This window comes from Arthrobacter rhizophilus (genome assembly GCF_026241105.1).
Lineage (GTDB): Bacteria > Actinomycetota > Actinomycetes > Actinomycetales > Micrococcaceae > Arthrobacter.
The window spans coordinates 276,284-299,334 of sequence record NZ_JAPFFT010000001.1 but is presented as its reverse complement, the minus strand read 5'-3'; the positions used below and the strand labels follow the sequence as shown (position 1 = coordinate 299,334).

The window sequence follows — 23,051 nt, the reverse complement described above, 5'->3', positions numbered from 1 at the left end:
TTAGAGCAGCTTCTGGGCGGCCAGGAACTCAACCAGCTTGATGCCGGCGTCGCCTTCGTCAGTGATGATGGTGCCCGCTGAGCGCGGCGGACGCGCTTCTGCGGTCTCGACGGCGGTCAGCGAACCCGCGGCGCCTACCTGGGCGGCATCGACGCCGATGTCGGCCAGGGTGAGTGGCGTGATTTTTTTCTTCTTGGCGGCAAGGATGCCCTTGAAATTGGGGTACCGGGGCTCGTTGATCTGGTCGGTCACGGATACCAAAGCCGGCAAGGTTGCCTCGACGGTGTCCGCATGGGCGTCGCCGTCACGGCGGGCGACTACGCGTTCGCCGTTGACTTCAAGGGAGGAAGCAAACGTGACCTGCGGAAGCCCGAGCCGCTCGGCGATCTGGGCGGGAACCAAGGACGTTTCGCCGTCGGTCGAGGCCATGCCCGTCAGGACAAGGTCCACGGGCGCGTCTGCGCCGAGATACCGGATTGCCGCGGCGAGGGCCAGCGAGGTGGCGGCCGCATCGGAACCGGCCAAAGCATCATCGCTCAAATGCGCACCCGATGAGGCTCCGATCTGCAAGGACTTCTTGATGGCGTTCACGGCGCCGGCGGGACCCATGCTCAAGGCGATGACCTCGTTGCCCGCCTTCGCACCTCCGCGGGCCTCGCTGAGCTGCAGGGCTGCTTCAAGCGCATACTCGTCCAGTTCGGAGAGGATGCTCTCGTCGCGGTCCGTCGTGTTGCCTGGGCCGGTGAGGTGTCGGTCGAACTGCGCGTCCGGGACGTGCTTGACCAGAACAACAATCTTCAATGTGTCTCCCACTGTGTTCGAGGCAGCCTTCCATACTCGGGGATGGCCAGCAGCTGGCGGCATGGCCAAGAGTGCCCAGCGTAAGGGCTCGTCCTAGCTAAGCATATTGCGGGACAAGTCGGGCAACGCCGCGTACCCGCGTTAACTCCTGTTTCATGGATCGCCCGCGTTTGCCGGGCTAAGCACACGACTGCGGGCGGCACCGTTGTGGTGCCGCCCGCAGTCGTCGATTACTAACCTTTTGCCCGATGGAAGGCTACTGTGCGGCGTCCAGGGTCACATCGAGCTCCTGCGACTGGCCGCCGCGCTGGATGGTCACCTTGACCGTTGCACCTGCCGGCTGCTCGCGGACAGCCGCGGTGAGCTGTTCGGGATCGTTGACGTCCATCCCTGCGAACTTGGTCACGACGTCACCCACCTTGATACCTGCCTTCTCGGCAGCGGAGCCCGCGGTCACGCTTGCCACCTGCGCGCCTACCGAGAACCCGGAGGTGCTTCCTGTGGCCGACTTGGGCTGCACGCTGACGCCGAACTGCCCATGGCTGGCCTTGCCCGACTTGATGATTTCATCAGCAACACGCTTGGCGTTGTTGATGGGGATGCTGAAGCCCACACCGATGTTGCCGCTCGACGAAGACGAGGAACTGTTGCTGCCGGCCGAGGCGATCGCCACGTTGACGCCGATGATCTCACCCTTGGCGTTGACCAGGGCCCCACCGGAGTTGCCCGGGTTGATGGCCGCATCGGTCTGGATCACGTTGAGCGAAACGGTGCCCTGGCCCGCACTGCGCTGGCTTTGGCCACCGCCTGGAGGAGCGAACTGGAATCCGCCCTGGCCGCCGCCCTGCGAGCTGTCAGAGCCGCCGTTGGGAACGGCCGAGGACGCCACACTGATGGTGCGGTTGAGCGTGGACACGATGCCATCAGTGACGGTGCCCGGCAGGCCGAGGGGGGCGCCAATAGCGACGGCGTTGTCCCCAACGTTGATCTTGCTCGAGTCACCGAGCGTAGCCGGCACCAGGCCCGAAGCGTTGTCCACCTTGATGACCGCGAGGTCCGACAGCGGGTCCGTACCCACGACCGTCGCCTTCATGACGCGTCCATCACTTAACCGCACTTCAATCGCGGCGTTGGCGCTGGCGCCGTCGAGGGTCACCACGTGGGTGTTGGTCAGGATGTGTCCCTGATCATCGAGGATGATGCCGGAACCCGTGCCGCCTTGGCTTCCACTGGAGGCCATGATGGTCACGACGCTTGGCGAAGCCTTGGCTGCTGCTGCCGTGATGGCGTTGACGTCGTCCTTGTTGTTGACGATCACCGTTCCCGTCTGGCTGCTGCTGGCCGCGATCTGGGTCCGGCTGCCGAACAGCTGATCACTGGCGGCCACCACTCCGCCGCCCACGAGCCCTGCCGCCAGGATGCTGGCCACCAGGGTCCCGACGCCGAAGACTGGCTTGCGCTTAGGGCCGGCCGCTGGACCGCCCGGGTGGGCCGCCGGCGGGAACTGCTGGGTGGGATAGTGCTGCGCCGGATTCGGTCCACCGTAGAAAGGCTGGTGCTGCGGATATGGGTGCCCCTGGCCTGCGGGGTAGCCCGGGCGCTGGGGTTCCGCGTGCTGCGGCGCCGCGCTGTGCTGGGGGGCGCCGTGCTGTGGCGGGTTGTTTTGGGGAGCGCCGTTTTGAGGCGCACTGTTTTGAGGCGCACTGTTTTGAGGCGCACTGTGCTGCGCCTGGATCTGTTCGGTGGCGTTTTCGGCCGGGCCCTGGGCCCAAGGTGCCGGGGTCTGCGCTGTGTGTTCGGTCTGCGCTGTGTGTTCGGTCTGCGCTGTGAAATCCTGACCCGGCTGGTATGCCGGCAGCGGCGCCGTAGGCTGGGAGCTTGCTTGCTTGTCCCCCTCCGCCTTGCCGTTGCCCTCAGGACCATGGTTCTCGGGGCCATTGTTCTCAGGCACGGCGCCCTGTGATGGGTTCTCCGTCATGGGACTTCCTTTCTTCCTCGTCCCCTTAACTATCGTCGCTCTTGCTGAATCAAGAGTCGACGTTCGCTGGGAGCTTGCTGAACGCCGTCCTCGGAACGGACGTGTGCCCCGAGTGGCCCCGGCTAGCCCCTTCAACGCCGGGGCAGGGCAGATCTCTCCCCGTTTCGCTGGCGGCATATTTACCGCTGTGGACGCTCCAAAAGGTGCACCATAGAATCAAGTGGAATTGCCACAGCGACCTGCGGCTTGACAACCATGCGTGGGGGCGCTGATGCATTCTGTTTCGATTGGTCCGGCCCGGACCAATCGCAGACGTGCTGAAGGGTTGCCATGCGGTCAATGTTGAAACGTGTACTCGCCGTCATCGGCCTGGCTGGAATGCTGGCCCTCCCGGCCGCAGCGGCCTGGGCCGCTGACCCGGTGACTATCCCGTCCGGCCAGAACATCACTGACGACGCCGGCGTCCTTCGCGACAAGACTGCGGTTCAAAACGCAATCAAGTCCCTCTACAACGAACACCAGTTCAATCTGTATGTCGTCACTGAAAAGACCTTCACCAACCCGGCCACGCCCACCGATTGGGGCAACGCGGTGGCAAAGAAGAAGTCCTTCGGATCGACCGACGTCCTGCTGGCCGTCGCCACGGACGAGGGCAAAGTAAACATCACCCGTGGACCTGGCAGCAAGATCACTGATTCCCAGCGCGACGACATCCTCAAAAACGCTGTCCTTGCAAACCTTGTGCAGGGCAAGAAGAACTACGACCAAGCAGCGATTGATGCCGCCAAGGCCATCGGCGACACCCAGAATTCCGGCGCGGGCACTGCGGTACTCATCGGTGCGGGCGTGGTTGCGGCTGGGGGCGTTGGAACGTACTTGTACTTCCGCAACCGCCGCAAGAAGAGCCCGGCATCCAGTGCGAGCTACGGCCCGCAGGGAGGTCAGCTGGATCCCCTTGCCTCCCTGAGTATCGCGGAATTGCGGCGCAAAGCTGGATCCCTGCTCATCGAAGCAGATGACACCATCAAGTCCAGCGAGCAGGAACTCGGCTTCGCGCAAGCGCAATACGGCGACGCCGCCGTCGGGAACTTCACCAAGGCCTTGCTGGATTCAAAAAACCACATGACCGAATCCTTTAAGCTGCAGCAACAGCTCGATGACCAGATCCCGGACACCGAAGAGCAGCAGCGTAGTTGGCTCGGCGAAATCATCCGACGCTCGGAGGCCGCCCTTGAGTCGTTGCGTGAGCAGAAGGCCGATTTCGACTCCCTGCGTGAGCTTGAGAAGAACGCTCCCCAGGCTTTGGCAGCCGTTGCTGCCGGCGCCAACGAAGCGGAGGCGAAGATCAGCAGTGCCGAGGAATCCCTCAACGGCCTGCGCGAAAAGTACGCAGACAGTGCGCTCGGCCACGTGAGCGACAACATTACGCAGGCCAAGGACCGCCTTGCCTTCGTTCAGAACGCAACAAGTACAGCCCAGGAAAAGCTGGCGGCAGGTGAAAGCAGCCTTGCCGCAGTGGCGGTCCGCGCCGCGGAAGAAGGCCTGCACCAGACCAACGTGCTGATCGGTGCGATTTCCAAGGTAGCGGGCAGCCTCGACGAAGCACGGAATTCGCTAGAGGGTGCGGTGGCGGAGACAAGCCAGGACCTCGCACAAGCCAAAGCGATGATCCAGTCCGGCGAGCACCCGGAACTGGCCGGTCCGGTGGCCGGAGTCGAAGCCGCGCTGGCTCAGGTCAAGGCAGAAATCCAAGGCGGCAAGATCGATCCCCTAGCCACCTTGGACCGGGTGGAGAGGGCACACCAGGCCTTGGACCAGTCCCTCTCGGGAATCCGCGATCAGCAGGAACAGGCGCGGCGCGCACAAGCCTCGCTTCAGCAGACCATCATGGCTGCTCAGTCCCAGATCAGCGCAACCTCGGACTACATCGCGGCGCGGCGCGGCGGCGTTGGCCCCGAGGCCCGTACCCGATTGGCCGAAGCCCAACGGAATCTCGACTACGCCCTGTCCATTTCGCGCAATGACCCGGTCACCGCGCTGACGTATGCTCAGCAGGCCCAGGCGCTGGCGGCACAAGCCGCGCAACTGGCGCAGTCCGACGTCGATCAATTCGGCGGCTTTGCCAACCAAGGTTACGGCCGTGGCGGCATGTTCGGCGGTGGAGGCAGCGGTGGCGGCCTCGGCGGAGCGATTCTCGGCGGCATCCTCATCAACTCCATCCTCCACGGCGGCGGAGGCGGCTGGGGCGGTGGGAATAACGGCGACGGAGGCGGCGGAGGTTTCTTCGGCGGTGGAGGCGACGGTGGTGGAAGCGGAGGCTTCTTCGGCGGCGACGGCGGCGGTGGAGGCTGGGGCGGCGACGGCGGCGGAGACGGGAGCTTCTAGCTCACGAAGGCTAGGTGGGGGCCAGTCCCCTGCGTAGAGCGGTACAAGAACTGATCACTGGATTCAGTGGGCACCACTGAGCAGGACGAAAGGCAACACCATGGTTAAGCAGTCCATTTTCGGGCGGATCGCGCAGCTCGCCAAGGCGAACATCAATGCCTTGCTCGACCAAGCTGAGGACCCGCAGAAGATGCTGGACCAGATGGTCCGCGACTACTCGAACAACATCGCCGAGGCCGAGTCCGCCGTGGCGCAGACCATCGGCAACCTCCGCATGCTCCAGGCCGACTACAACGAGGACACTAAGAACGCCCAGGACTGGGGCAACAAAGCCCTTGCAGCCTCCCGCAAGGCGGACGAGTACCGTGCCACTGGTAACCCGGCCGACGCTGTGAAGTTCGACAACCTTGCCAAGGTGGCCATCCAACGCCAGATGTCGGCCGAGAACCAAGCCAAGGCCGCCGAGCCCAACATCTCCTCCCAGTCGGAAGTCGTGGACAAGCTCAAGAGCGGCCTGGACCAGATGAAGGGCAAGCTCAACGAACTCACCAGCAAGCGCAACGAGCTGATCGCACGCTCCAAGACGGTTGCTGCTCAGACCCAGGTGCACGACGCCCTCAAGAGCATCGACATCATGGACCCCACCAGCGAGGTTGGCCGCTTCGAAGAGAAGATCCGCCGCGAAGAGGCCAAAGTACTCGGCCAGCAGGAGCTTGCAGCTTCCAGCCTGGACGCACAGTTCAACCAGCTTGAGGACCTCGGCGAGCAGACTGAAATCGAGGCTCGCTTGGCAGCCTTGAAGTCCGGCGGTTCGAAGGCTGCGATCAGCGCAGGCGCTACCGCTCCGGCAGATGACACGGTGGACGAAGCCGACTTCGACAAGCTCTGATCCAACCAACAGAATGGCCGGACCTCCATGGAGGTCCGGCCATTCGTACTTGCTGCGTGCTTTAGGCCCCGACGGCAAGCCGCCCGACGATTAGCCGCATGATTTCATTGCTGCCTTCCAGGATCTGGTGGACACGCAGGTCCCTGGCAATCTTCTCCAGCCCATATTCGGACAAGTATCCGTAGCCGCCATGCAGCTGGATGGCCTTGTTTGCCACGTTGAAACCGGCATCCGTGGCGACGCGCTTGGCCATCGCGCACAACCTCACCGTGTCCGGGGCGCCACGGTCCAAGGCGTCAGCGGCGCGGAGGATCAGCGTCCTGGCAGTTTCGAGTTCGGTGTCCATGTCTGCGATATCAAACAAGAGGGATTGCTGGTTGATGAGTGGCCCACCGAATGCCGAGCGTGACTTGAGGTAGGCGATGGACTTGTCCAGCGCCGCCTGGCCGCCGCCCACGGAACAGGCGCCCATATTGACCCGGCCCCCGTTGAGGCCCTTCATGGCGATGCCGAAGCCGCTGCCTTCCTCCCCAAGGCGGTTGGCCACGGGAACCCGCACGTCTTCGAAGATGACCTGGCGGGTGGGCTGGGCATTCCATCCCATTTTCTTTTCGTTCGGCCCGAAAGACAGGCCCGGTGCGTCCGCGGGTACCACGATTGCGGTGATTCCTTGGCTTCCCGTGTCCGCAGTCCGGGCCATGACCACATAGATGCTGGAAGCACCGGCGCCCGAAATGAACTGTTTGGTGCCGTTAAGAACGTAACTGTCGCCGTCGAGCACTGCTTTGGTGCTCAGCGCCGCGGCGTCGGAGCCTGCTCCCGGCTCAGTGAGGCAATAGCTGCCCAGGGCTTCCATGGACGCAAGCTGCGGGACCCATTGGGCCCGCTGCTCATCGTTGCCGAAAGCGTCGATCATCCAGACCACCATGTTGTGGATGGAGATGTACGCGGCGATGGTGGGGTCTGCTTTGGAGAGTTCCTCAAAGATCAGGGCAGCATCCGTGCGCGTGAGCCCCGAACCGCCGAACTCTTCCCGGACATAAATGCCTCCCATGCCAAGGGTGCCCGCTTCCCGAAGGACGTCCACCGGGAAGTGTTTGGTCTCGTCCCATTCGGCGGCGTGCGGGGCAATGGCAGTTTTGGCGAAGTCGCGCACCATCTCCACCACCGCTTGCTGGTCTTCCGTGAGCTCAAACATTGGCACTCCTTTTGCAGTTCTTCCCAGTTTTTCGGCTATTGGCAGCGGTTTACTTGCTGACTTTCCCCATCAGCGAAGCGATCGGACGCAGGAACAGCGGCCTGGCGAGGAACCAAGCGCCCACAATCACCAGGAGGGACGCGGCGAAAATGCCGAAACCAACCCAGTTGATGTCGTCGCTGCCGCCGTACATGTGGTTCAGGTTGCGCAGCGCCCCGGTGGCGAGGACCAAGGTGACATGCACGATGGTGAAAAGCACGAAGTACACCATCACCGGGAAATGCACGGCGCGGGCAAGCTCGATGGGATACACCTTGTTCACCGTGCCGGACTTCTTCGGCCATGCGGAGGATGTGCGCAGGCCGGTGATGATGGCCAACGGGGCGGCGATGAAGACCGTGACGAAGTAGGTCAGCAACTGCAGCGCGTTGTAGTTGACCCAGCCGTCCTCGGTAGGCCAGTTCAAGGATGCGTACTGGAGCGCGGCGGAAATTGCGTTCGGGAACACATCCCAGCTCGTGGGAATGATCCGCATCCATTGCCCGGTAGCGAAAATCACGATAATGAAGACAATCCCGTTCAGCACCCACAGCGCATCCAGCGTCAGGTGGAACCAAAGGTCCAAGCTGATCTTGGTAGGCGCGTTCTTGGTCCGGATCAGGCCGGTGTTGTTGCGGGTCCACTGGGCCGGTGGCCGCTTGGCTGTGCGAACCTGCCAACCGGAGCGGACGATGAGCACGATGAAGAAGACGTTCAGGAAATGCTGCCACCCGAGCCAGGCCGGGAATCCTACAGGGGCGCTCTCCGGGAGATTGGAAGCGCCCGGGTAGTCGTGCAGGAACGATTGCACACTCGACGTGCCCGTCAACCATTTGGCCACCAAGACAATGAGCAAAAGCACGATCAGCACACCGGGCACCACCCAGACGGGTTGGGACCACTTGCTTTTGGCTGTTGTCGACTTTTTCGCGGGGGTGGACATCTTCTCAGACACCTCTCGGATGAACTTTGCAATCACGGACGCATCAAGCTAACAGGCTTTGGACTGAAGCGGCCAAAGCCTGTTACGCCATCAATTGGATCGGGCTTTGATGGCCTCGACGAGTTTCGGAACAACGGTGAAAATATCGCCCACGATTCCGAAGTCGGCCACGTCAAAAATGGGCGCGTCCTCGTCTTTATTGATGGCCACAATGGTCTTGGCGGTCTGCATGCCTGCGCGGTGCTGGATGGCTCCGGATATTCCCAAAGCAACGTACAGCTGCGGGGACACACTGACGCCGGTCTGGCCAACTTGGGCCGTCTGGGCGATGTACCCGGCGTCGACGGCGGCCCGTGACGCGCCGATCGCCGCACCCAGAGCGTCGGCCAACTGTTCAACCAGCACAAAGTTCTCGGGCGAGCCCAGGCCGCGTCCTCCGGAGACCACGGTTGCGGCACTGCGAAGCTCCGGACGGGCGGAGACAACGGGATCATCGTTGAACCGGTCGATGACAGCGGCACCCGCCGTGGTGGCTTCCATGACCGCGGTGCTGACATCCGCCGTGGTTGCTGGAGCCTGGCCTTCGATCGCACCTTGTCGAATGGTGAGGATGGGCAGCCCGCCGTCCACCGCGGACTCAACGGTGTAAGCCCCGCCAAAGACTGAATGCTGGGCGACAACGGTTCCGTTGTCAGTGCGCACCTGCACGACGTCGGCGAGCACACTGCCGCCCGTCCGCACGGCAAGCCGGGCGGCGGCTTCGCGGCCATCCGCGGTGTTCGTGGTAAGCACGGCCGCAGGCTCATAAGCCTCTACCGCCCGGCTCAGCGCATCGACTGCAGGGGCCACCAGAACGGTCCCAGCGGCCGGTGTCACAGCCGAGTAGATCCTTGCCGCGCCCAGCTCACCCAGCCGCGCGACGTCGTCGTCCGCTAGAGGCTCCGATGAGACCACGACGGCGATCGGCGAGCCCAGCGTGGCAGCGGCTACCAACAGCCCGCGGGATGAGGCGGCAATCTCGCCACGGTGGGAAATTTCGATGAGTGCCAAAACGTTCGACATTTCTGTTCCTCCCTCAGACCAGGCGATTCACAACGAGGAACTCAGCCAGCTCATTGGCTGCCGTCCCGTCATCGATGAGTTTTCTTCCGGCTGCGCGCGGTGGCCGTTCGACAGTCGAGACCACCACGGTGCGGCTCGCGCTTGCCGGGACTTCGAGTGCGGAGACGGACAGCGTGGCAACTGGTTTGCGCTTCGCTGTCAGGATGCCTTTGAAGTTGGGAAACCGGGCTTCAGGGAAGCGTTCGGTCACTGTGAGAATGGCAGGCAGCCCCGCATGGACGTTAAGTGTTCCGCCGTCGCCCTGGCGAACGCCGCTTACCGCGCCGTCGGCGATCTCTGCGGAGATCAACGATCCCAGCAGAGGCAACTGGAGGTGCTCCGCCACCATGGCGGGCACGACGCCGGCGCGGCCATCCGTGGATTCGTTGCCGGCCAGCACCACGTCAAAACCTGTGGACCGCAAGGCGGCCGCAAGTGTCGCGGCGGTGCGCCCCGTGTCGGCGCCTTCGAGGGAATCATCCAGGATGTGTACCGCTGAATCCGCGCCCATGGAAAGAGCTTTGCGCAATGCCTGGGAGGCCTCGTCCGGTCCCATGGTCATTGCCACCACTTCGGTGCCCTTGTTGGCGTCCTTGATGCGCAACGCTGACTCGAGGGCGCGTTCGTTGATTTCATCAATCACGTTGTCGGCGGACTCACGGCCGAGCTGCCCCGTAGCGAGGTCCAGCTTCCGTTCTTCCGCCGTGTCCGGCACTTGTTTGACGAGCACGACGATCTTCATTCAAAAGCTCCCTCGATGCAAATGGCTGACGCCTGGAATCGAGAATACTAGGAACTCCTAGTATTTACCATGCAGCGATGGAAAGAATACTTGGATCTCCTATTGATTCTTGCGGGAACTGGGGTTCGCGCGCTGCGCATCGCGATGCGGTCCAGCGGTGGGTATCAGGATCCGGAAGGGACCGGCCTAACCCTGGCGAAGACCGAGAGTGTTCCCGTCGGGGTCACGGAACCAAGCTCCACGTGCGGGTCCGAGCTGGGCGATGTGTCCTGTCGTGGCAAGGGGGCCCTCTGTGTAGTCGAGGAACTCGACGCCCTTGGCGGCCAGGTCCTGGACCACGGCCTCGATGTCATCCACTTCGAAGTGGGCCAGGGTGTGCTCGGTAGCGGTAGGCGGACGTTTGAAGATAGAGATCTCACTGACCGACCCGCAACGGTACCGGACGCCTATGGGAGTTTCCCAGAGGAAAGTCAGCCCCAAGATGCGGCCATAGAATTCCTTCGCCCGTTCCAGATCCGTCACCGGAACTGTCGCGACGACCATCGTTGCATTGATCATCAGGAACCTCCCTGGCCGGCCCTTTGCGTCAGATGAACGGGCCATTCGGCCCAAGTTTCGTCCTCCAGGAGCTGGACTGTCAATGCTTGAAGCATGTGCTAGTTCGCGCAGTTTCCTGAGGGTCCGGGGGATGCGTTGCTGCTTCGCACGGCCACCATCACGCTGACAAACATCGACAACGCTATGACCACGACCATTCCGGTGAAGTTGGGCTGGAATTCCAAAGCCAATGCCCCGTTTTCGGTTCCGGCGTTCGCCATGAACAGACCTGGCAGGGTCGCCGGGGCGCCCGCCGAAATGGCGATCACACTCGTGGCCACGCACAGAATGAACGCCAGGGCCCATCCACCAGCCGCTCCTCCCAGGGCTGCGCCGACTATTTTCGATGTCTTGTTCATTGAGGTCCCTCCTCTTCCCCCACCAAGAAAATAGCCCTGTGTTTCGTCTCTAGGTGGTGGAAAGGGCCAATCCCCGTGCAGTTTTACCCAAAATAGGTGCATTTTTCGGCAATCTAGGTGTGGTTCTCCACCCGTCTAGGTGTAAGCCGCTGCGAATGGTTCAACTGGCATAGCCGCCCAGGACCGCAGCCAACGGGGCAAAACAAAAGAGCCCACCCTGTCGGGTGGACTCCTTCGTGTACTTGGTTGCGGGGACAGGATTTGAACCTGTGACCTCTGGGTTATGAGCCCAGCGAGCTACCGAACTGCTCCACCCCGCGTCGCAAAATCAACTCTACCGCACATTCAGGGGCGCCTCTGACCACTCAGGTGTGGGCTGGGGCACGTTGGGGAATACTCCGCTTTCCACCCACGAAAGCGATGGAAAACAAAAAGATCCGGCACAGTATTTCTACTGTGCCGGATCCTTTTCTCCAGTTGCGGGGACAGGATTTGAACCTGTGACCTCTGGGTTATGAGCCCAGCGAGCTACCGAACTGCTCCACCCCGCGTCGCAAGAACTACTTTACCTGCCGGTGAATGTCAGGCCAAATCCAAACGACGTGACCTCCGTCTCCCCCATCCGCCGGCAGCCCGCCCCTGGCCCCAAAACGGCCTGAGCACCGCGGTCAGGTCGCCGGAACAACCGGCCAGGTCACCGGGCCAAAAGAAAACCGGGCCAGCCCTGGTCTGGGCTGGCCCGGTCCTGTAATGCTCCCCAGCTAGGCCGATATCAGCCAGCTGGAGAACTACCTACTTGCTCGGCGAGGGCGACGACGTGGACGTCGGTGACGGCGTCGCGCTGGCCGAAGGCGCCGGCGTGACACCGAGCCGCGACTCGGCGTCGAGCGCCTTCTTCAGTGCGGCGGACAGAATGTTCTGCTGTGCGCCGTAGCCGGCGAAGTCACCCTTGGCCAACGCAGCCTGGCCGTCCTGGATTGCCTTGTTGGCTTCATCCAGCGCGGCCTTCAGCTGGGCCTGGGCATCTGCCGCGGCAGGTGGAGTGCTAGCCCCCGGCGTGGTGGGAGTCTGGCCGTTGTTGGCCGAGTCCCCAGCGGAAGCCCCGGAGTCGCCCCCGAACAGGATCTTCAACGCGGCGTCGAGCGTCGGCGCAAAGCCGACCTTGTCACCAAAGGCCACCAGCACCCTTTGAAGCGTCGGATATGACGTCTCACCCGTCGATTTCAGATACACCGGCTGGACATAGAGCAGGCCTCCGCCCACCGGCAATGTCAAAAGGTTGCCGTTGAGCACATCCGAGGCGCCTTGTCTCAGCAGGTTGAGTTCCCGCGAAACTTCAGGATCGGAGTTGAACTTGTTCTGGGCCTGGCCAGGTCCCGGGACTTGGGTGTCCGTGGGCAACTGCAGCAAGCGCAACTGCCCGTACGTGTCAGCCTTCACCCCCTTCTGGCCACCTGCGTCGGAATCTGCTGCCAGGAAGCCATACAGGATATTCCGAGCGGCCCCGTTGACAACCTGCGGGATAAAGGACGAGGTCAGTTGGAACGCAGGCTTGGTCTGGTCGGGCATTTGCAGAGACATGTAGAACGGTGGCTGTTTGACGGCATCGGTGACCGTGGGATCGTTCGGAACGCTCCACGCATCGTTGTTCTGGTAGAAGTTGTCCGCATTGGTCACGTGGTAACGCCCAAGCAGCTCACGCTGAACCTTGAACAGGTCCTCAGGGTAGCGAACGTGGCTCATCAGCTGCCCCGACATTTCCGAGTACGGCTTGATGGTGGTCGGGAAGATCTTTTCCCAGGCCTTCAGGATGGGGTCCTGGTCATCCCAGGCGTACAGGGTCACCGATCCGTCGTAGGCGTCAACAGTTGCCTTGACCGAGTTCCTGATGTAGTTGACGGTGCTGTTCGGCAAGGCTGCTGTACGTCCGGAGGTGGTTTGCGAGTCAGCCGTAGCGTTCTGCAGCTGCTGCTGCTGGGAGTAAGGGAAGTACTGGCTGGTGGTGTAACCGTCCACGATCCACTTCACACGGCCATCGACCACTGCCGGATAGGCGCTGCCGTCCACGGTCAGGTAGGGAGCAACCTTTTCCACGCGTTCACGCGGGGTGCGGTCATAGAGGATCTGGGACTTCTCGTTGACGCCGTCAGACAGCAGCAGATCCGAAGACTGGAACTTGATGGAGTACAGGAGGCGGTTGAACCAGTTACCCACATTCGGGCCACCGTTGCCCGCGAACGTGTACTGCGTTTCGGTCGAGGTGTCCTTGCCGGCAGGACGGTCCTGTTCACGGTGCGCAGCACCGTCCGGGGCGCCGACCACCGAGTAGTCCGGCGAATCTTCACCGAAATAGATACGGGGCTGGTAACTCGTGTCGCTGCCGAGCGTACCCGTGGACGGAATGCCGGAAAGCAGGAAGTCGGGCTTGCCGTCAACCGTGAAGGTGTTGCCTTTGGCGGCCACTACCCCATAACCGTGTGTGTAGACGATATGCCGGTTGACCCAGGTTTGTTGGCTGGCGTTCAACCCGTCCTGGTTCAATTCACGGACGGCAATAACGGTGTCCTGGGTCTTGCCGTCAACCGTGTACCTGTCAACGTTCAGGGCCTTGGGGAACTGGTAATACGGACGGTATTGCTCCAACTGGGAGAACGCGGAAGAGACCAGGTTCGGGTCCAGCAACCGGATATTGGCAGCCGTCTGCGCGTCCTTGGCAAGAGCCCCGCTCTTGGCGGCCGTCGTGGCGTTGTAAGGGGAAACCTTGATCTGGTCCAAACCGTAGGCGGCACGGGTCATCGCAATGTTGCGGTCGATGTACTTGTTTTCCAGTGTCTGCTCCGACGGGCGGACTTGGAACTGCTGAATGACCCACGGGTAGACGCCACCGGCCAGGATTGACGTGATAATGAGCATCGCGGTGCCGATGACAGGAAGGCGCCAGCGGCCGATCACAGCGGCCACGATGAAGAGGATGGCCACGAGGCCAGCGGCAACGGCCAGGATTGTCTTCGTGGGGATCACAGCGTTGACATCGGTGTAAAGGGCGCCCGCCCAGTGTCCGCCGTTGTTTTGGACGGTGCTGTAGACGTCCAGCCAGAAGTTGGCTCCAAGTAGCAGCAAGAAGATGGCGCCGGTCAAGGCCAGGTGGATCTGTGCCGCGCGGCTCGTGAAGATGCCGCGTTCCATGAGCCTGATGCTGCCGTAGAGGTAGTGCGTCAGGATCCCGGCGATTCCGGCAACCACCACAACGCTCATAAGGAAACCCGTGACGAATCCAAGGAACGGCAAAGTCATGAGGTAGAAGCTGATGTCCAGGCCGAACTGCGGGTCAGTCTGGCCGAACGGCACCTGGTTGAAGAACAAGAGCACTTTCTGCCATTGGCTCGCAGCAGCGCTTCCGGCGAAGAGTCCGAAGAGGACGGGGATGCCGATCATGACCACGCGGCGCACAGGTTCAAGCTGGGCCTGGTACCGGTTCATGTTGTCCCTGGCCTCGGAGTCCGGGGCATAGACGGGCCGCGCGTGGTAAGCGACGCGGATCGCGTAGAAGACTGCGACGAACATCAGGGCGAAGCCGGCCAGGAAGACGAGGATCCGGGCAAGATTCTCCCGGAAATACACTTCGAAGAAGCCCAACTGCTGATACCAGAGGACGTCAGTCCACACATTGGCAAAGAAGATGAATCCCACCACGACGATCGCCACGACGATCAGGGTAGGAGTCAGGGCACCCCGTCTCAGCGGCGGTCTTCCGGGCGGGTTGGTGCTGGCTGGACGGGACAAACTCGGTACCTCATAGCTGGTCGTCAGTTAATTGTCATCAGTGCGCGTGTTCGTCGGCCCCGGTGCCTGGTGCTGATGGCGGAGGCCGTCATATGTGCCACGAGTGGCGGTGGAGCTAAGTTCCATCGTCAGTCTAGTTGTTGGAGCACGTCGGAAGACGGGACATGTCCTGTCCGGAGGCGAGTCGTTCCACGGCCGACTTCGCATCCGCCAGGGTCTCCACTTTGACTACTTGCAGGCCATCCGGAATATGCCCTACGACTTCGTCGCAATTGGCTGCCGGTGCGAGGAAAAGGGTGGCGCCTCCGTTACGGGCTCCCCGCATTTTCTGGGCGATTCCGCCGATAGGTCCCACGGCGCCGTCGGGCGAAATGGTGCCGGTGCCGGCCACATGCTTGCCACCCGTCAGGTCGCCGGGAGTGATGCTGTCAATGATGCCCAGGGCAAACATCATGCCGGCACTTGGTCCGCCTACCTGGTCCAAGGAGATCTTGACATCGAACGGGAAGGTGAACTTGTACTGGAGCATCACTCCGAGGATGTAGCGGCCGTTTGAACTCTTGCCCGGCGTAATGTTTACGGTCACCGGAGTGCCCTTGCGATCGACGACGACGGCGGCTGGCGCGCCCGCACCATCGGCCAGTGCGGTTTGGACGACGTTGAGGGACGTAATGGCCTTGCCGTTGATCGAGGTGAAAACGTCTCCGGTTTGGAGTTTGCCTGCGGAGGCCGAGCCGTCGGACAACCCCGCGACTTCAAGTTTCTGCTGGTACGGAATGTTCTCTTCCTGGAGCGCAGAGGCAACCGCATTCTCTTGAGAGGTTGTCATGGCGAGCGCGCTTTCCTGTTCGGATTGCTGCTTGGTGACGCCCTTGGGATAGAGCAACTCTTCGGGGTACACGGCTTTGGAACCGTCCAACCAGGCCTGGAACGCCTCGAAAATGCTCACTGGCCCGTTGGGGCCACCGTTGATGAACACGGTGGTCAGATCGAGATTTCCTTTGGCGGGGAAGGTCTCGTGGCCCGTGATGCTAATGACCGGTTTGTTGTGGTCCGTGCCCAGGGTGTTGAACGTTGGCCCCGGCGATTCCACCACGTAAGGAACGGGGAGGGCAGCGGCGGCCACTCCCAACACGATGGTCAGAGCGCCGGAGACCAGCATCGCGAAGTACCGTCCGTCACGCCGCCGCGCCCGTTCAGGCGCGTGAGGCTGTTCCTGCTCCGGCTCCCGCGATTCAGCTTCCTGCGCCGGGGAAGGGGCAGGCGACGTCGGGGCGTCTTGCGGGAAGGGGGGGCCGAGAGGCTGTCCGGGTTCCCCGGACGCTCCGGGGCTCGGCAAACTAGTCAATGAAAGACCTCTCCGCGCAGGAACTTGTGCCCGACGCTACCGTTGCGGCCCCTCAGGGTGGAGGCCAGTAAACATACCAACGATCCACCCTACGACGCTGTGCCCACCGGACGTGCTTTGCCTAGAGCGAACGACGCGTTCCTGAGGCAGACAGCCCCCGGGCATCGCGGTACCTTGAAAGTGATCACCAGTCACATCGACGATCGGCGGCACCATGACCTCCAACCCCAACACCCCCTCCAACGGAGACGATTCACCCCAGGACCCTCTGGCAGAAATGCTGAAGAACCTGATGGGCGGGCAAGGCATGGGCAACATCGACCCCGCCGAATTGGCGAAGGCCGCCGGGCTGCCGAACGACCCCAATATGCTGCAGCAAATGTTTGCCCAAGTGCAGGCCATGATGAGCTCCACTTCCGAGGGCCCTGTCAATTGGCAGCTCGCCCACGAGAACGCCCGCCGCGTTGCCGCCGCCGGCACGGATCCGTCGGTGAATGCCGTGCAGGCCCGTGAAGTCGACGAGGCCCTGCGCCTAGCGGAACTCTGGCTGGATCCGGTCACTGACCTTCAAGCAACTGGCCTGATTGGCCGCGCCTGGTCCCGCGCCGAATGGGTGGAAGCCACCCTGGCCACCTGGAAACGGCTCACCGAGCCGGTGGCCAACAGCATCGCCAATGCGCTCTCGGACGCACTGACCCAGCAGATGCCGGAAGAAATGAAGGCCATGATGGGTGGCACCTCCTCCATGTTGCAGAACATGGGCGGCGCGATCTTCGGCATGCAGCTTGGCCAGGCCATCGGCGCCCTGTCCGCCGAGGTGGTCAGTTCCACCGACATCGGTGTTCCGCTCGCCGATCTCGAAATGGCCTTGCTACCGGCCAATGTGGCCAAATTCGGCGAAGGCCTAAGTATCCCTGAGAATGACGTCCGGCTGTTCCTCGCCGTCCGCGAAGCCGCGCATGCACGCCTGTTCGTGCAGGTTCCTTGGCTGAGGGGCCACCTCCTCGGCGCCATCGAGGCCTATGCCCGCGGCATCCACATTGACATGTCGCGCGTCGAAGACCTCGCCCGCGATCTCGACCCGGGCAATCCCGAGGGCATCCAAGAAGCCCTGTCTCAAGGCGTGTTCACGCCCGAGCGCACACCCGAACAAGCGGCGGCCCTGGAGAAACTCGAGACGGCCCTGGCACTTGTTGAAGGCTGGGTGGACGAACTCACCGCCGCTGCCACCGAGAAAGTGCTGCCCTCCGCCGTCGCACTCCGCGAAACGGTGCGTCGACGCCGCGCCACAGGAGGACCCGCGGAACACGCGTTCTCCTCACTGGTGGGACTGGAACTGCGCCCGCGGCGCCTGCGCGAGGCCGCCACGTTGTGGGCTGCGCTGAAGGACGAACGTGGAATCGCCGGCCGCGATGCCATCTGGCAGCACCCCGATTTGCTCCCCACAGCCCACGACCTGGACGATCCCACGGGCTTCACCGAACGGCGCCGCCTGGCCGAAGCCAGCGATACCGAGGTGGACGACGCCCTGCAGAAGCTCCTTGAGGGTGGCTACGACACCCCGGACGAGAACGGCCCGGAGGCTCAGGAGTCTGATGAGGAAGACACCTCGGGCGACAACCCGGAACCTGGTGGACCCAAGGCCTAACCGCGGCCCTGCCTTAAGGCGCGGCTCCATAAAGGAGCCGCGCCGCTCCCAGCAGCATTTAGTCGGCGTCAGCCTCGACGTCCCAGTCCCGGGCTGGTGCGTCGGCGCCATTGTCACCAGGGCCGAGCCCCCGCGACGTCGCAAAGGCGACGCCCTCCAGGAAGGCTTTGGCCCGCTGCGTCTCGGGGTATGCCTCCAACAATCGCCAAAACGCGGCGTTATGTCCGGCCACCAGAAGATGCGCGAGTTCGTGGAGCAACACGTAGTCGATCACCCACTGCGGCATGGCCCGGAGCTTGTCCGACAACCGGATGGTCCCGTCCGCCGGAGTAGCTGATCCCCACCGTGACTTCTGGTTGCTGACCCAGCGGACCGACGTCGGGATTGCACGACCGCCCAGATACTTTGATGACAGCTCCGAGGCATGACCGGCGAGGGCGGCATCGCTGGCAGGACGCCTCCTGCCGGCACCTTGGGTCCGCCTCTCCCCCTGGCGTTTGAGCTTGTCCAGCATCCGCCGGACCCATTCGCTCTCTTGCGCCTTCGTGAAGTGGGCAGGGATCGCAACAATTGCGTTCCCGTCCTCCCAGAAAGCCGCCACAGTTCGGCGGCGGCGTGCCGAACGTCGAACGACGACGGGCGCACCGTCGTCGGTGGTCAGCGGCAAAGCGGGCTGGCCCGCGACCCGCGGCACTAGGCAGACCCGTTCTCGACCAAGACCGCCAGCACGGCTTCGCCATACTTTTCCAGCTTGGAAGGACCCACACCAGCTAGCTTCGCCAGTTCCTCAAGCGAGGCAGGCCGAGCCTCGGCGATGGCAGTCAACGTGGCGTCGGTGAAGACCACATAGGCGGGAACCTCGTTGCTCAATGCTTCGTCCTTGCGCCATTGCCGTAAAGCCTCAAAGGTCTGTTCCTCATACGTGGGCGGGCACTGGCTGCAGCGACCCACTTTGCGTTCAGCGCCGGTGGCGAGCATGGTTCCGCAGACCCTGCACGACGCCGGTGCTGCCGCTTTGCGCCGCGGGATGGCGCGGCTGCGGGCGCTGGCTCCGAGCACCGAATCCGGGCGCAGCCCGTCGAGGAAGCGCGAAGGCTTGCGGTTGGCCCGGCCTCCAGGGGTGCGGGCCGTGGACCAGGAAAGCGTCAAGTGTTCGCGTGCCCGGGTGATCCCGACGTAGAGCAGGCGGCGTTCCTCGTCTACGCTCTCGGGGGTGTCGGCGAAGGAAATCGGCATGAGGCCCTCACTCAAGCCCACCAGGAACACGGCATCCCACTCCAGACCCTTTGCCGCGTGGAGTGAAGCGAGGGTCACGCCTTGGACCGTCGGGGCGTGCTGGGCCACTGAACGTTCCTGGAGTTCGTTGACGAATTCCATCAGCGTGAATTCCGGCCCACGGCTGATGGCAAGTTCGTCCGCGAGCGCCACCAGAGCTGCCAGCGACTCCCAGCGTTCGCGCAGGGCCCCGCCGCTGTGGGGGGCGGCATCCGTGTAGCCGAGCGAGGCCACGATGTCCCGGACCAACTGGCCGAGGGGTTCTTTGGTGGACTCCTCGGCCACTGCCCGCGTGGCAGCGCGCAACTGAAGGATGGCATCCCGGACTTCCTTGCGCGCGAAGAAGCGCTCACCGCCCCGAAGCTGGTAACCGATGCCCGCCGAAGCGAGGGCTTGTTCGTAGGCTTCCGACTGCCCGTTGGTGCGGAAAAGCACAGCGATCTCGCTCGCCTTGGTGCCGGCGTCGATCAGCTCCCGAATCCGGCCGGCGACCACCGCGGCCTCTGCCTCGTCATCCGGGCATTCCATGAACCGTGGCTCGGGTCCAGTTGGACGCTGCGCCACCAGCTGCAGTGGCTTTGCCCAAGCAGCATCGGCTACCGTTCCACCGCTCCGCCGGGATCCGAGGAGATCATTGGCCAGCTTCACCACCTGCGGCGTGGAGCGATAGTCACGGACCAGCTTCACGACTGAGGCCGAGGGGTACTGCCCCTTGAAGCCAAGGAGATGCTTCGGGGAGGCCCCCGTGAAGGAGTAAATGGTCTGGCTGGCGTCGCCCACCACGCAGAGTTCGTCGCGTCCACCAAGCCAGAGCTCCAAGAGCCGCTGTTGCAGCGGGGAAACGTCCTGGTATTCGTCCACCACGAAATGCCGGTACTGCTCGCGGACCGTGGCCGCTACTTTCGGGTCTTCCTGCAGGATGCCGACCGTTATCAACAGGACGTCCTCGAAGTCGATGACGTTCCGGTCCGTCTTCACGTCCTCGTAGGACTGGAAGACCCGCGCGACGGCGGTGAGGTCGAAGCCGCCCGGGGTGCCGCGTCCCTGGGCGTTTTCAAGGTAGTTTGCCGGCGTCAGCATGGAGACCTTGGCCCATTCGATCTCGGCCGCAAGGTCACGGAGGGAGGCTCGATCGGTACTGAGCCGGAGGCGACGTGCGGCTTCGGCGATGATGTTGGCTTTGTGGTCAAGCAAGTTTGGCAGGACACCGCCGATCGCTTGGGGCCAGAAGAACTGCAATTGCCTTAGCGCGGCGGCGTGAAAAGTGCGCGCTTGGACGTTCCCGACGCCGAGATCCCGCAGCCGGCTGCGCATTTCGGCGGCGGCGCGGGAAGTGAACGTGACGGCCAAGAGTCGCTGTGGGCTGTAGACACCGGAATGGACGCCGTATGCGATGCGGTGCGTGATGGCCCGGGTTTTCCCTGTTCCGGCTCCGGCAAGGACACACATGGGCCCGTTGAGGTTGCTGGCGACTTCCCGCTGCTCGGCGTCAAGGCCGCCGAGTATCCGGTCCTCGAGAGAAACGGTGTCGCTTGGAATAGCCTCCGTCACGGCTGGAGGTCCTCGATGACGCCGCCGTACCAGTGCTCGATCAGGGAACGCGCAATCGAGAGCCGCGTGGAGATCGTAATCTCGCCGCTGAGCACAGCGGCCTGGAGTTCCGGACGGCTGAACCAGCGCGCCCGGGTGACCTCGACGCCGTCGGGCCGGGCTTCGACGTCGTCCGTTGTTGCCGTAAACCCAAGCATGAGCGAGGCCGGAAACGGCCACGACTGGGAACCAAGGTACTGGCAAGCGGTGACCCGCACACCGACCTCTTCCCCGATTTCCCGCACCACGGCCTGTTCAAGCGACTCTCCCGGCTCAACGAAGCCAGCCAGGGTGGAGTAGTTCTTCGCGTCTACAGGCCCGCCCCCTCCCAGAAGCAGCCTGCCGTCGGAGCCGACGACCGTGACGATGATGGCCGGATCCGTCCGCGGATAGTGTTCCGAATTGTCCCGTGGGCATCGACGCACCCAGCCCCCGGCCTCGATGACGGTAGGGGTACCGCATTGCGGGCAATGTGTGTGGGTGGCATGCCAATTGGAAATGGCGCTGGCCTCAACGAACAAAGCGGTTTCCGTGGCATCGAGGCGGGCAGCGATCTCCCGAAACCCCGTCCAGGTGCCCTCGGCCGGAAGTCCCGCAGTTCCGGGGGCGGCCGGCTCGCCGGGCACGAAGAGGACGATCGGTGTTCGCTCCGGGACAGAGGAAGGGGCAAGTGTCCGGCCGAGATAAATGGCAGTGAGCGGTCCTCCGGCCGCCTGGAGGCTTTCAAAGAGCGGCGCAGCATCGCCCAGCCACAGCTTGTCACCCACAGCGAGAGCTTGGCGATGCGACAGCACCATGGCCTTGGCACCGCCCGAAGAGATCACTTCGTCAAGCATGCCTGGCGTCATGCGCTCGGCCGATCCCCGATCCACCAAGGCAGGACGCACCGGAAGAACGGTATCGATTAGGTGGTTTGCCGGTGCCGGGAACTCGGTGAAACTCATGTACCTACCGTACTGACTCGCACCGACAAATGACATTTGCATCCATCTTGGAGGCGCACTCCCTGAACGCAGTTTTCACGCGGATCTCAAGACTCGCCGCACTGCATCGCTCCCATAGGCGCCAGTCAATCTACCTTGGAATACGTGAGAAGAACACCGTTCGAACTGGCCGCTGTAGCAACTGCGGCGGTGCCCGGCCTGACGCCGACGGCTGCCGCCTCCGCCCCGGATGATGCTGCCGATTTCGATTCGGCGCTTCTGCTGGACTCGGAGGGCAAGCGTTGGCGCGTCCGTTCACCGCGCCATCCGGAAGCCAGCGCCCGGCTGGAGACCGAATTCATGATCCTGCGGGCCTTTGCCCCGGCGATCCGGGCCGAGCTGCCCTTTCTGATGCCCACAGTGGCCGGAACGGTGCGCCAAGGGGCGCTGAGCACTTTTGTCTATGCCCACTTGGCCGGGGCCACGCGCAGCATCGAAGAGCTGTCCGGCTGCAATGATGCATTGGCCAAGGAGATCGGCACGGCACTGGCAGCGGTCCACGACCTCCCCCAATCGCTCGTCAACAACGCCGATCTTCCCAGTTACACGGCGAACGAATTCCGCCAGCGCAAGCTGAATGAGTTAGACCAGGCCGCCACCACGGGCAAGATTCCGCCCTCCCTGCTTCGTCGTTGGGAGCACGCACTCGAGGACGTGGCGCTGTGGCGCTTCAATCCGTGCGTGGTCCACGGCGATCTCCATGAAGACAATCTGCTGATCGACGGCGACAGCGTCACCGCCCTGACGGGGTGGACCGATCTGCGCATCGGCGATCCGGCCGATGACTTCGCCTGGCTCGTGGCGTCAAACGAACAGAGGTTTGTAGAGTCCGTCCTACGGCACTACACGGAAGCCCGACGGGACACGCCGGACGGACACCTGCTGCGTCGCTCGGCACTCCTCGCCGAATTCGCCCTGGCCCAGTATCTCGTCAAGGCCATGGCGGCGGGGCACAGTGAAATGACGGACGAGGCCGAGGGCATGCTCAGATCCCTCGCCGACGACATTGATGAACAAAACGCACTGGCGGCCGAGGAGGCCGAGGCCGCAGCTGCGGAGCTTGCCGCTTCGGACGACGGCCCGGCGAAGCCCGCGGTGAGCGTGACAGCCATCCCGGAAGCGGTTCAAACGAAGGAGCCGGAAACATCCGCCACGACGCCACCAGTCACTGCTCAGCCCTTGGACGAAGCCCCTGTGGACAAGGTCACACTGGATGATGCTGCCGGAGACGAGGCCGCTTCAGACTTCGTGGTGGTTTCAGGCAACAGGACCGGCTCGACGCCGGAGGCGCTGTCCGAATCGGACGACACCTCGACGAAGGCCCTCCAGATAGTGGAGCCCGCTCCTTTGCAGGACGCCAAGGACCGCTAGTCGGTTTTCACGGCAGCGCGG

At 63.1% G+C, this 23,051-nt stretch carries 17 protein-coding genes and 2 tRNA genes; 4 read left to right on the top strand and 15 right to left on the bottom strand.

What is annotated here, in order from left to right; genetic code table 11:
- Both OOZ51_RS01345 and OOZ51_RS01340 read right to left on the bottom strand, forming a co-directional pair.
- Window positions 1-801, bottom strand: a complete 801-nt coding sequence (locus tag OOZ51_RS01345) for an electron transfer flavoprotein subunit beta/FixA family protein (protein WP_265977087.1) — start codon at window positions 799-801, stop codon at window positions 1-3.
- A 256-nt stretch (window positions 802-1,057) separates the two neighbouring features.
- Complete coding sequence (locus tag OOZ51_RS01340) at window positions 1,058-2,779, bottom strand: S1C family serine protease (RefSeq protein WP_265977086.1); 1,722 nt, start codon at window positions 2,777-2,779, stop codon at window positions 1,058-1,060.
- A gap of 330 nt (window positions 2,780-3,109) precedes the next feature.
- Here OOZ51_RS01340 and OOZ51_RS01335 point away from each other — a divergent pair, with 330 nt between their 5' ends.
- Complete coding sequence (locus OOZ51_RS01335) at window positions 3,110-5,164, top strand: TPM domain-containing protein (RefSeq protein WP_265977085.1); 2,055 nt, start codon at window positions 3,110-3,112, stop codon at window positions 5,162-5,164.
- A gap of 100 nt (window positions 5,165-5,264) precedes the next feature.
- Window positions 5,265-6,053, top strand: a complete 789-nt coding sequence (locus tag OOZ51_RS01330; RefSeq protein ID WP_265977084.1) for a PspA/IM30 family protein — start codon at window positions 5,265-5,267, stop codon at window positions 6,051-6,053.
- Window positions 6,054-6,114: 61 nt separating this feature from the next.
- Here the strand turns inward: OOZ51_RS01330 and OOZ51_RS01325 are convergent, their stop codons facing one another.
- From OOZ51_RS01325 to OOZ51_RS01280, 10 genes are all read right to left on the bottom strand, one after another.
- Window positions 6,115-7,251, bottom strand: coding sequence for an acyl-CoA dehydrogenase family protein (locus OOZ51_RS01325; RefSeq protein ID WP_265977083.1), 1,137 nt, complete (start codon window positions 7,249-7,251; stop codon window positions 6,115-6,117).
- A 49-nt stretch (window positions 7,252-7,300) separates the two neighbouring features.
- Entirely contained in the window at window positions 7,301-8,233 is a 933-nt protein-coding gene (locus tag OOZ51_RS01320) for a cytochrome b/b6 domain-containing protein (protein WP_265977304.1), read from the bottom strand.
- A gap of 90 nt (window positions 8,234-8,323) precedes the next feature.
- The gene (locus tag OOZ51_RS01315) at window positions 8,324-9,295 is read right to left on the bottom strand and encodes an electron transfer flavoprotein subunit alpha/FixB family protein (protein ID WP_265977082.1); all 972 of its coding nucleotides are present in this window, start codon (window positions 9,293-9,295) and stop codon (window positions 8,324-8,326) included.
- A gap of 13 nt (window positions 9,296-9,308) precedes the next feature.
- Entirely contained in the window at window positions 9,309-10,076 is a 768-nt protein-coding gene (locus OOZ51_RS01310; protein WP_265977081.1) for an electron transfer flavoprotein subunit beta/FixA family protein, read from the bottom strand.
- 186 nt (window positions 10,077-10,262) lie between these two features.
- Window positions 10,263-10,634 carry a VOC family protein gene (locus OOZ51_RS01305; RefSeq protein ID WP_265977080.1) on the bottom strand — a complete coding sequence of 124 codons (372 nt, stop codon included), beginning with the start codon at window positions 10,632-10,634 and terminating at the stop codon, window positions 10,263-10,265.
- A 98-nt stretch (window positions 10,635-10,732) separates the two neighbouring features.
- A complete protein-coding gene (locus OOZ51_RS01300) occupies window positions 10,733-11,032 on the bottom strand; it encodes a hypothetical protein (RefSeq protein WP_265977079.1) in 300 nt (99 codons plus the stop codon).
- Between the two features lie 243 nt (window positions 11,033-11,275).
- Window positions 11,276-11,352: transfer RNA gene (locus tag OOZ51_RS01295), tRNA-Met, on the bottom strand.
- Between the two features lie 157 nt (window positions 11,353-11,509).
- Window positions 11,510-11,583 (bottom strand) — tRNA-Met (locus OOZ51_RS01290).
- Window positions 11,584-11,824: 241 nt separating this feature from the next.
- The gene (locus OOZ51_RS01285) at window positions 11,825-14,815 is read right to left on the bottom strand and encodes a UPF0182 family membrane protein (protein ID WP_265977078.1); all 2,991 of its coding nucleotides are present in this window, start codon (window positions 14,813-14,815) and stop codon (window positions 11,825-11,827) included.
- Window positions 14,816-14,948: 133 nt separating this feature from the next.
- Window positions 14,949-15,977 carry a YlbL family protein gene (locus tag OOZ51_RS01280; protein ID WP_265977303.1) on the bottom strand — a complete coding sequence of 343 codons (1,029 nt, stop codon included), beginning with the start codon at window positions 15,975-15,977 and terminating at the stop codon, window positions 14,949-14,951.
- Window positions 15,978-16,377: 400 nt separating this feature from the next.
- Here OOZ51_RS01280 and OOZ51_RS01275 point away from each other — a divergent pair, with 400 nt between their 5' ends.
- Window positions 16,378-17,811 carry a zinc-dependent metalloprotease gene (locus OOZ51_RS01275; protein ID WP_265977077.1) on the top strand — a complete coding sequence of 478 codons (1,434 nt, stop codon included), beginning with the start codon at window positions 16,378-16,380 and terminating at the stop codon, window positions 17,809-17,811.
- 58 nt (window positions 17,812-17,869) lie between these two features.
- On the opposite strand, the gene OOZ51_RS01270 is transcribed toward OOZ51_RS01275, so the two are convergent.
- The 3 genes from OOZ51_RS01270 to nudC are packed head-to-tail and all read right to left on the bottom strand — an operon-like array spanning window position 17,870 to window position 21,620.
- On the bottom strand, window positions 17,870-18,505 hold the full coding sequence (locus OOZ51_RS01270) for a M48 metallopeptidase family protein (RefSeq protein WP_265977076.1): 636 nt from the start codon (window positions 18,503-18,505) through the stop codon (window positions 17,870-17,872).
- Window positions 18,505-20,637 carry an ATP-dependent DNA helicase UvrD2 gene (locus OOZ51_RS01265; RefSeq protein ID WP_265977075.1) on the bottom strand — a complete coding sequence of 711 codons (2,133 nt, stop codon included), beginning with the start codon at window positions 20,635-20,637 and terminating at the stop codon, window positions 18,505-18,507. Before OOZ51_RS01265 ends, OOZ51_RS01270 begins: the two co-directional genes overlap by 1 nt.
- Window positions 20,634-21,620, bottom strand: a complete 987-nt coding sequence (gene nudC / locus OOZ51_RS01260) for an NAD(+) diphosphatase (protein WP_265977074.1) — start codon at window positions 21,618-21,620, stop codon at window positions 20,634-20,636. Before nudC ends, OOZ51_RS01265 begins: the two co-directional genes overlap by 4 nt.
- 144 nt (window positions 21,621-21,764) lie before the next feature.
- On the opposite strand from nudC, the gene OOZ51_RS01255 reads away from it, so the two are divergent.
- The gene (locus tag OOZ51_RS01255; RefSeq protein WP_265977073.1) at window positions 21,765-23,030 is read left to right on the top strand and encodes a macrolide 2'-phosphotransferase; all 1,266 of its coding nucleotides are present in this window, start codon (window positions 21,765-21,767) and stop codon (window positions 23,028-23,030) included.
- Window positions 23,031-23,051: the final 21 nt, after the last annotated feature.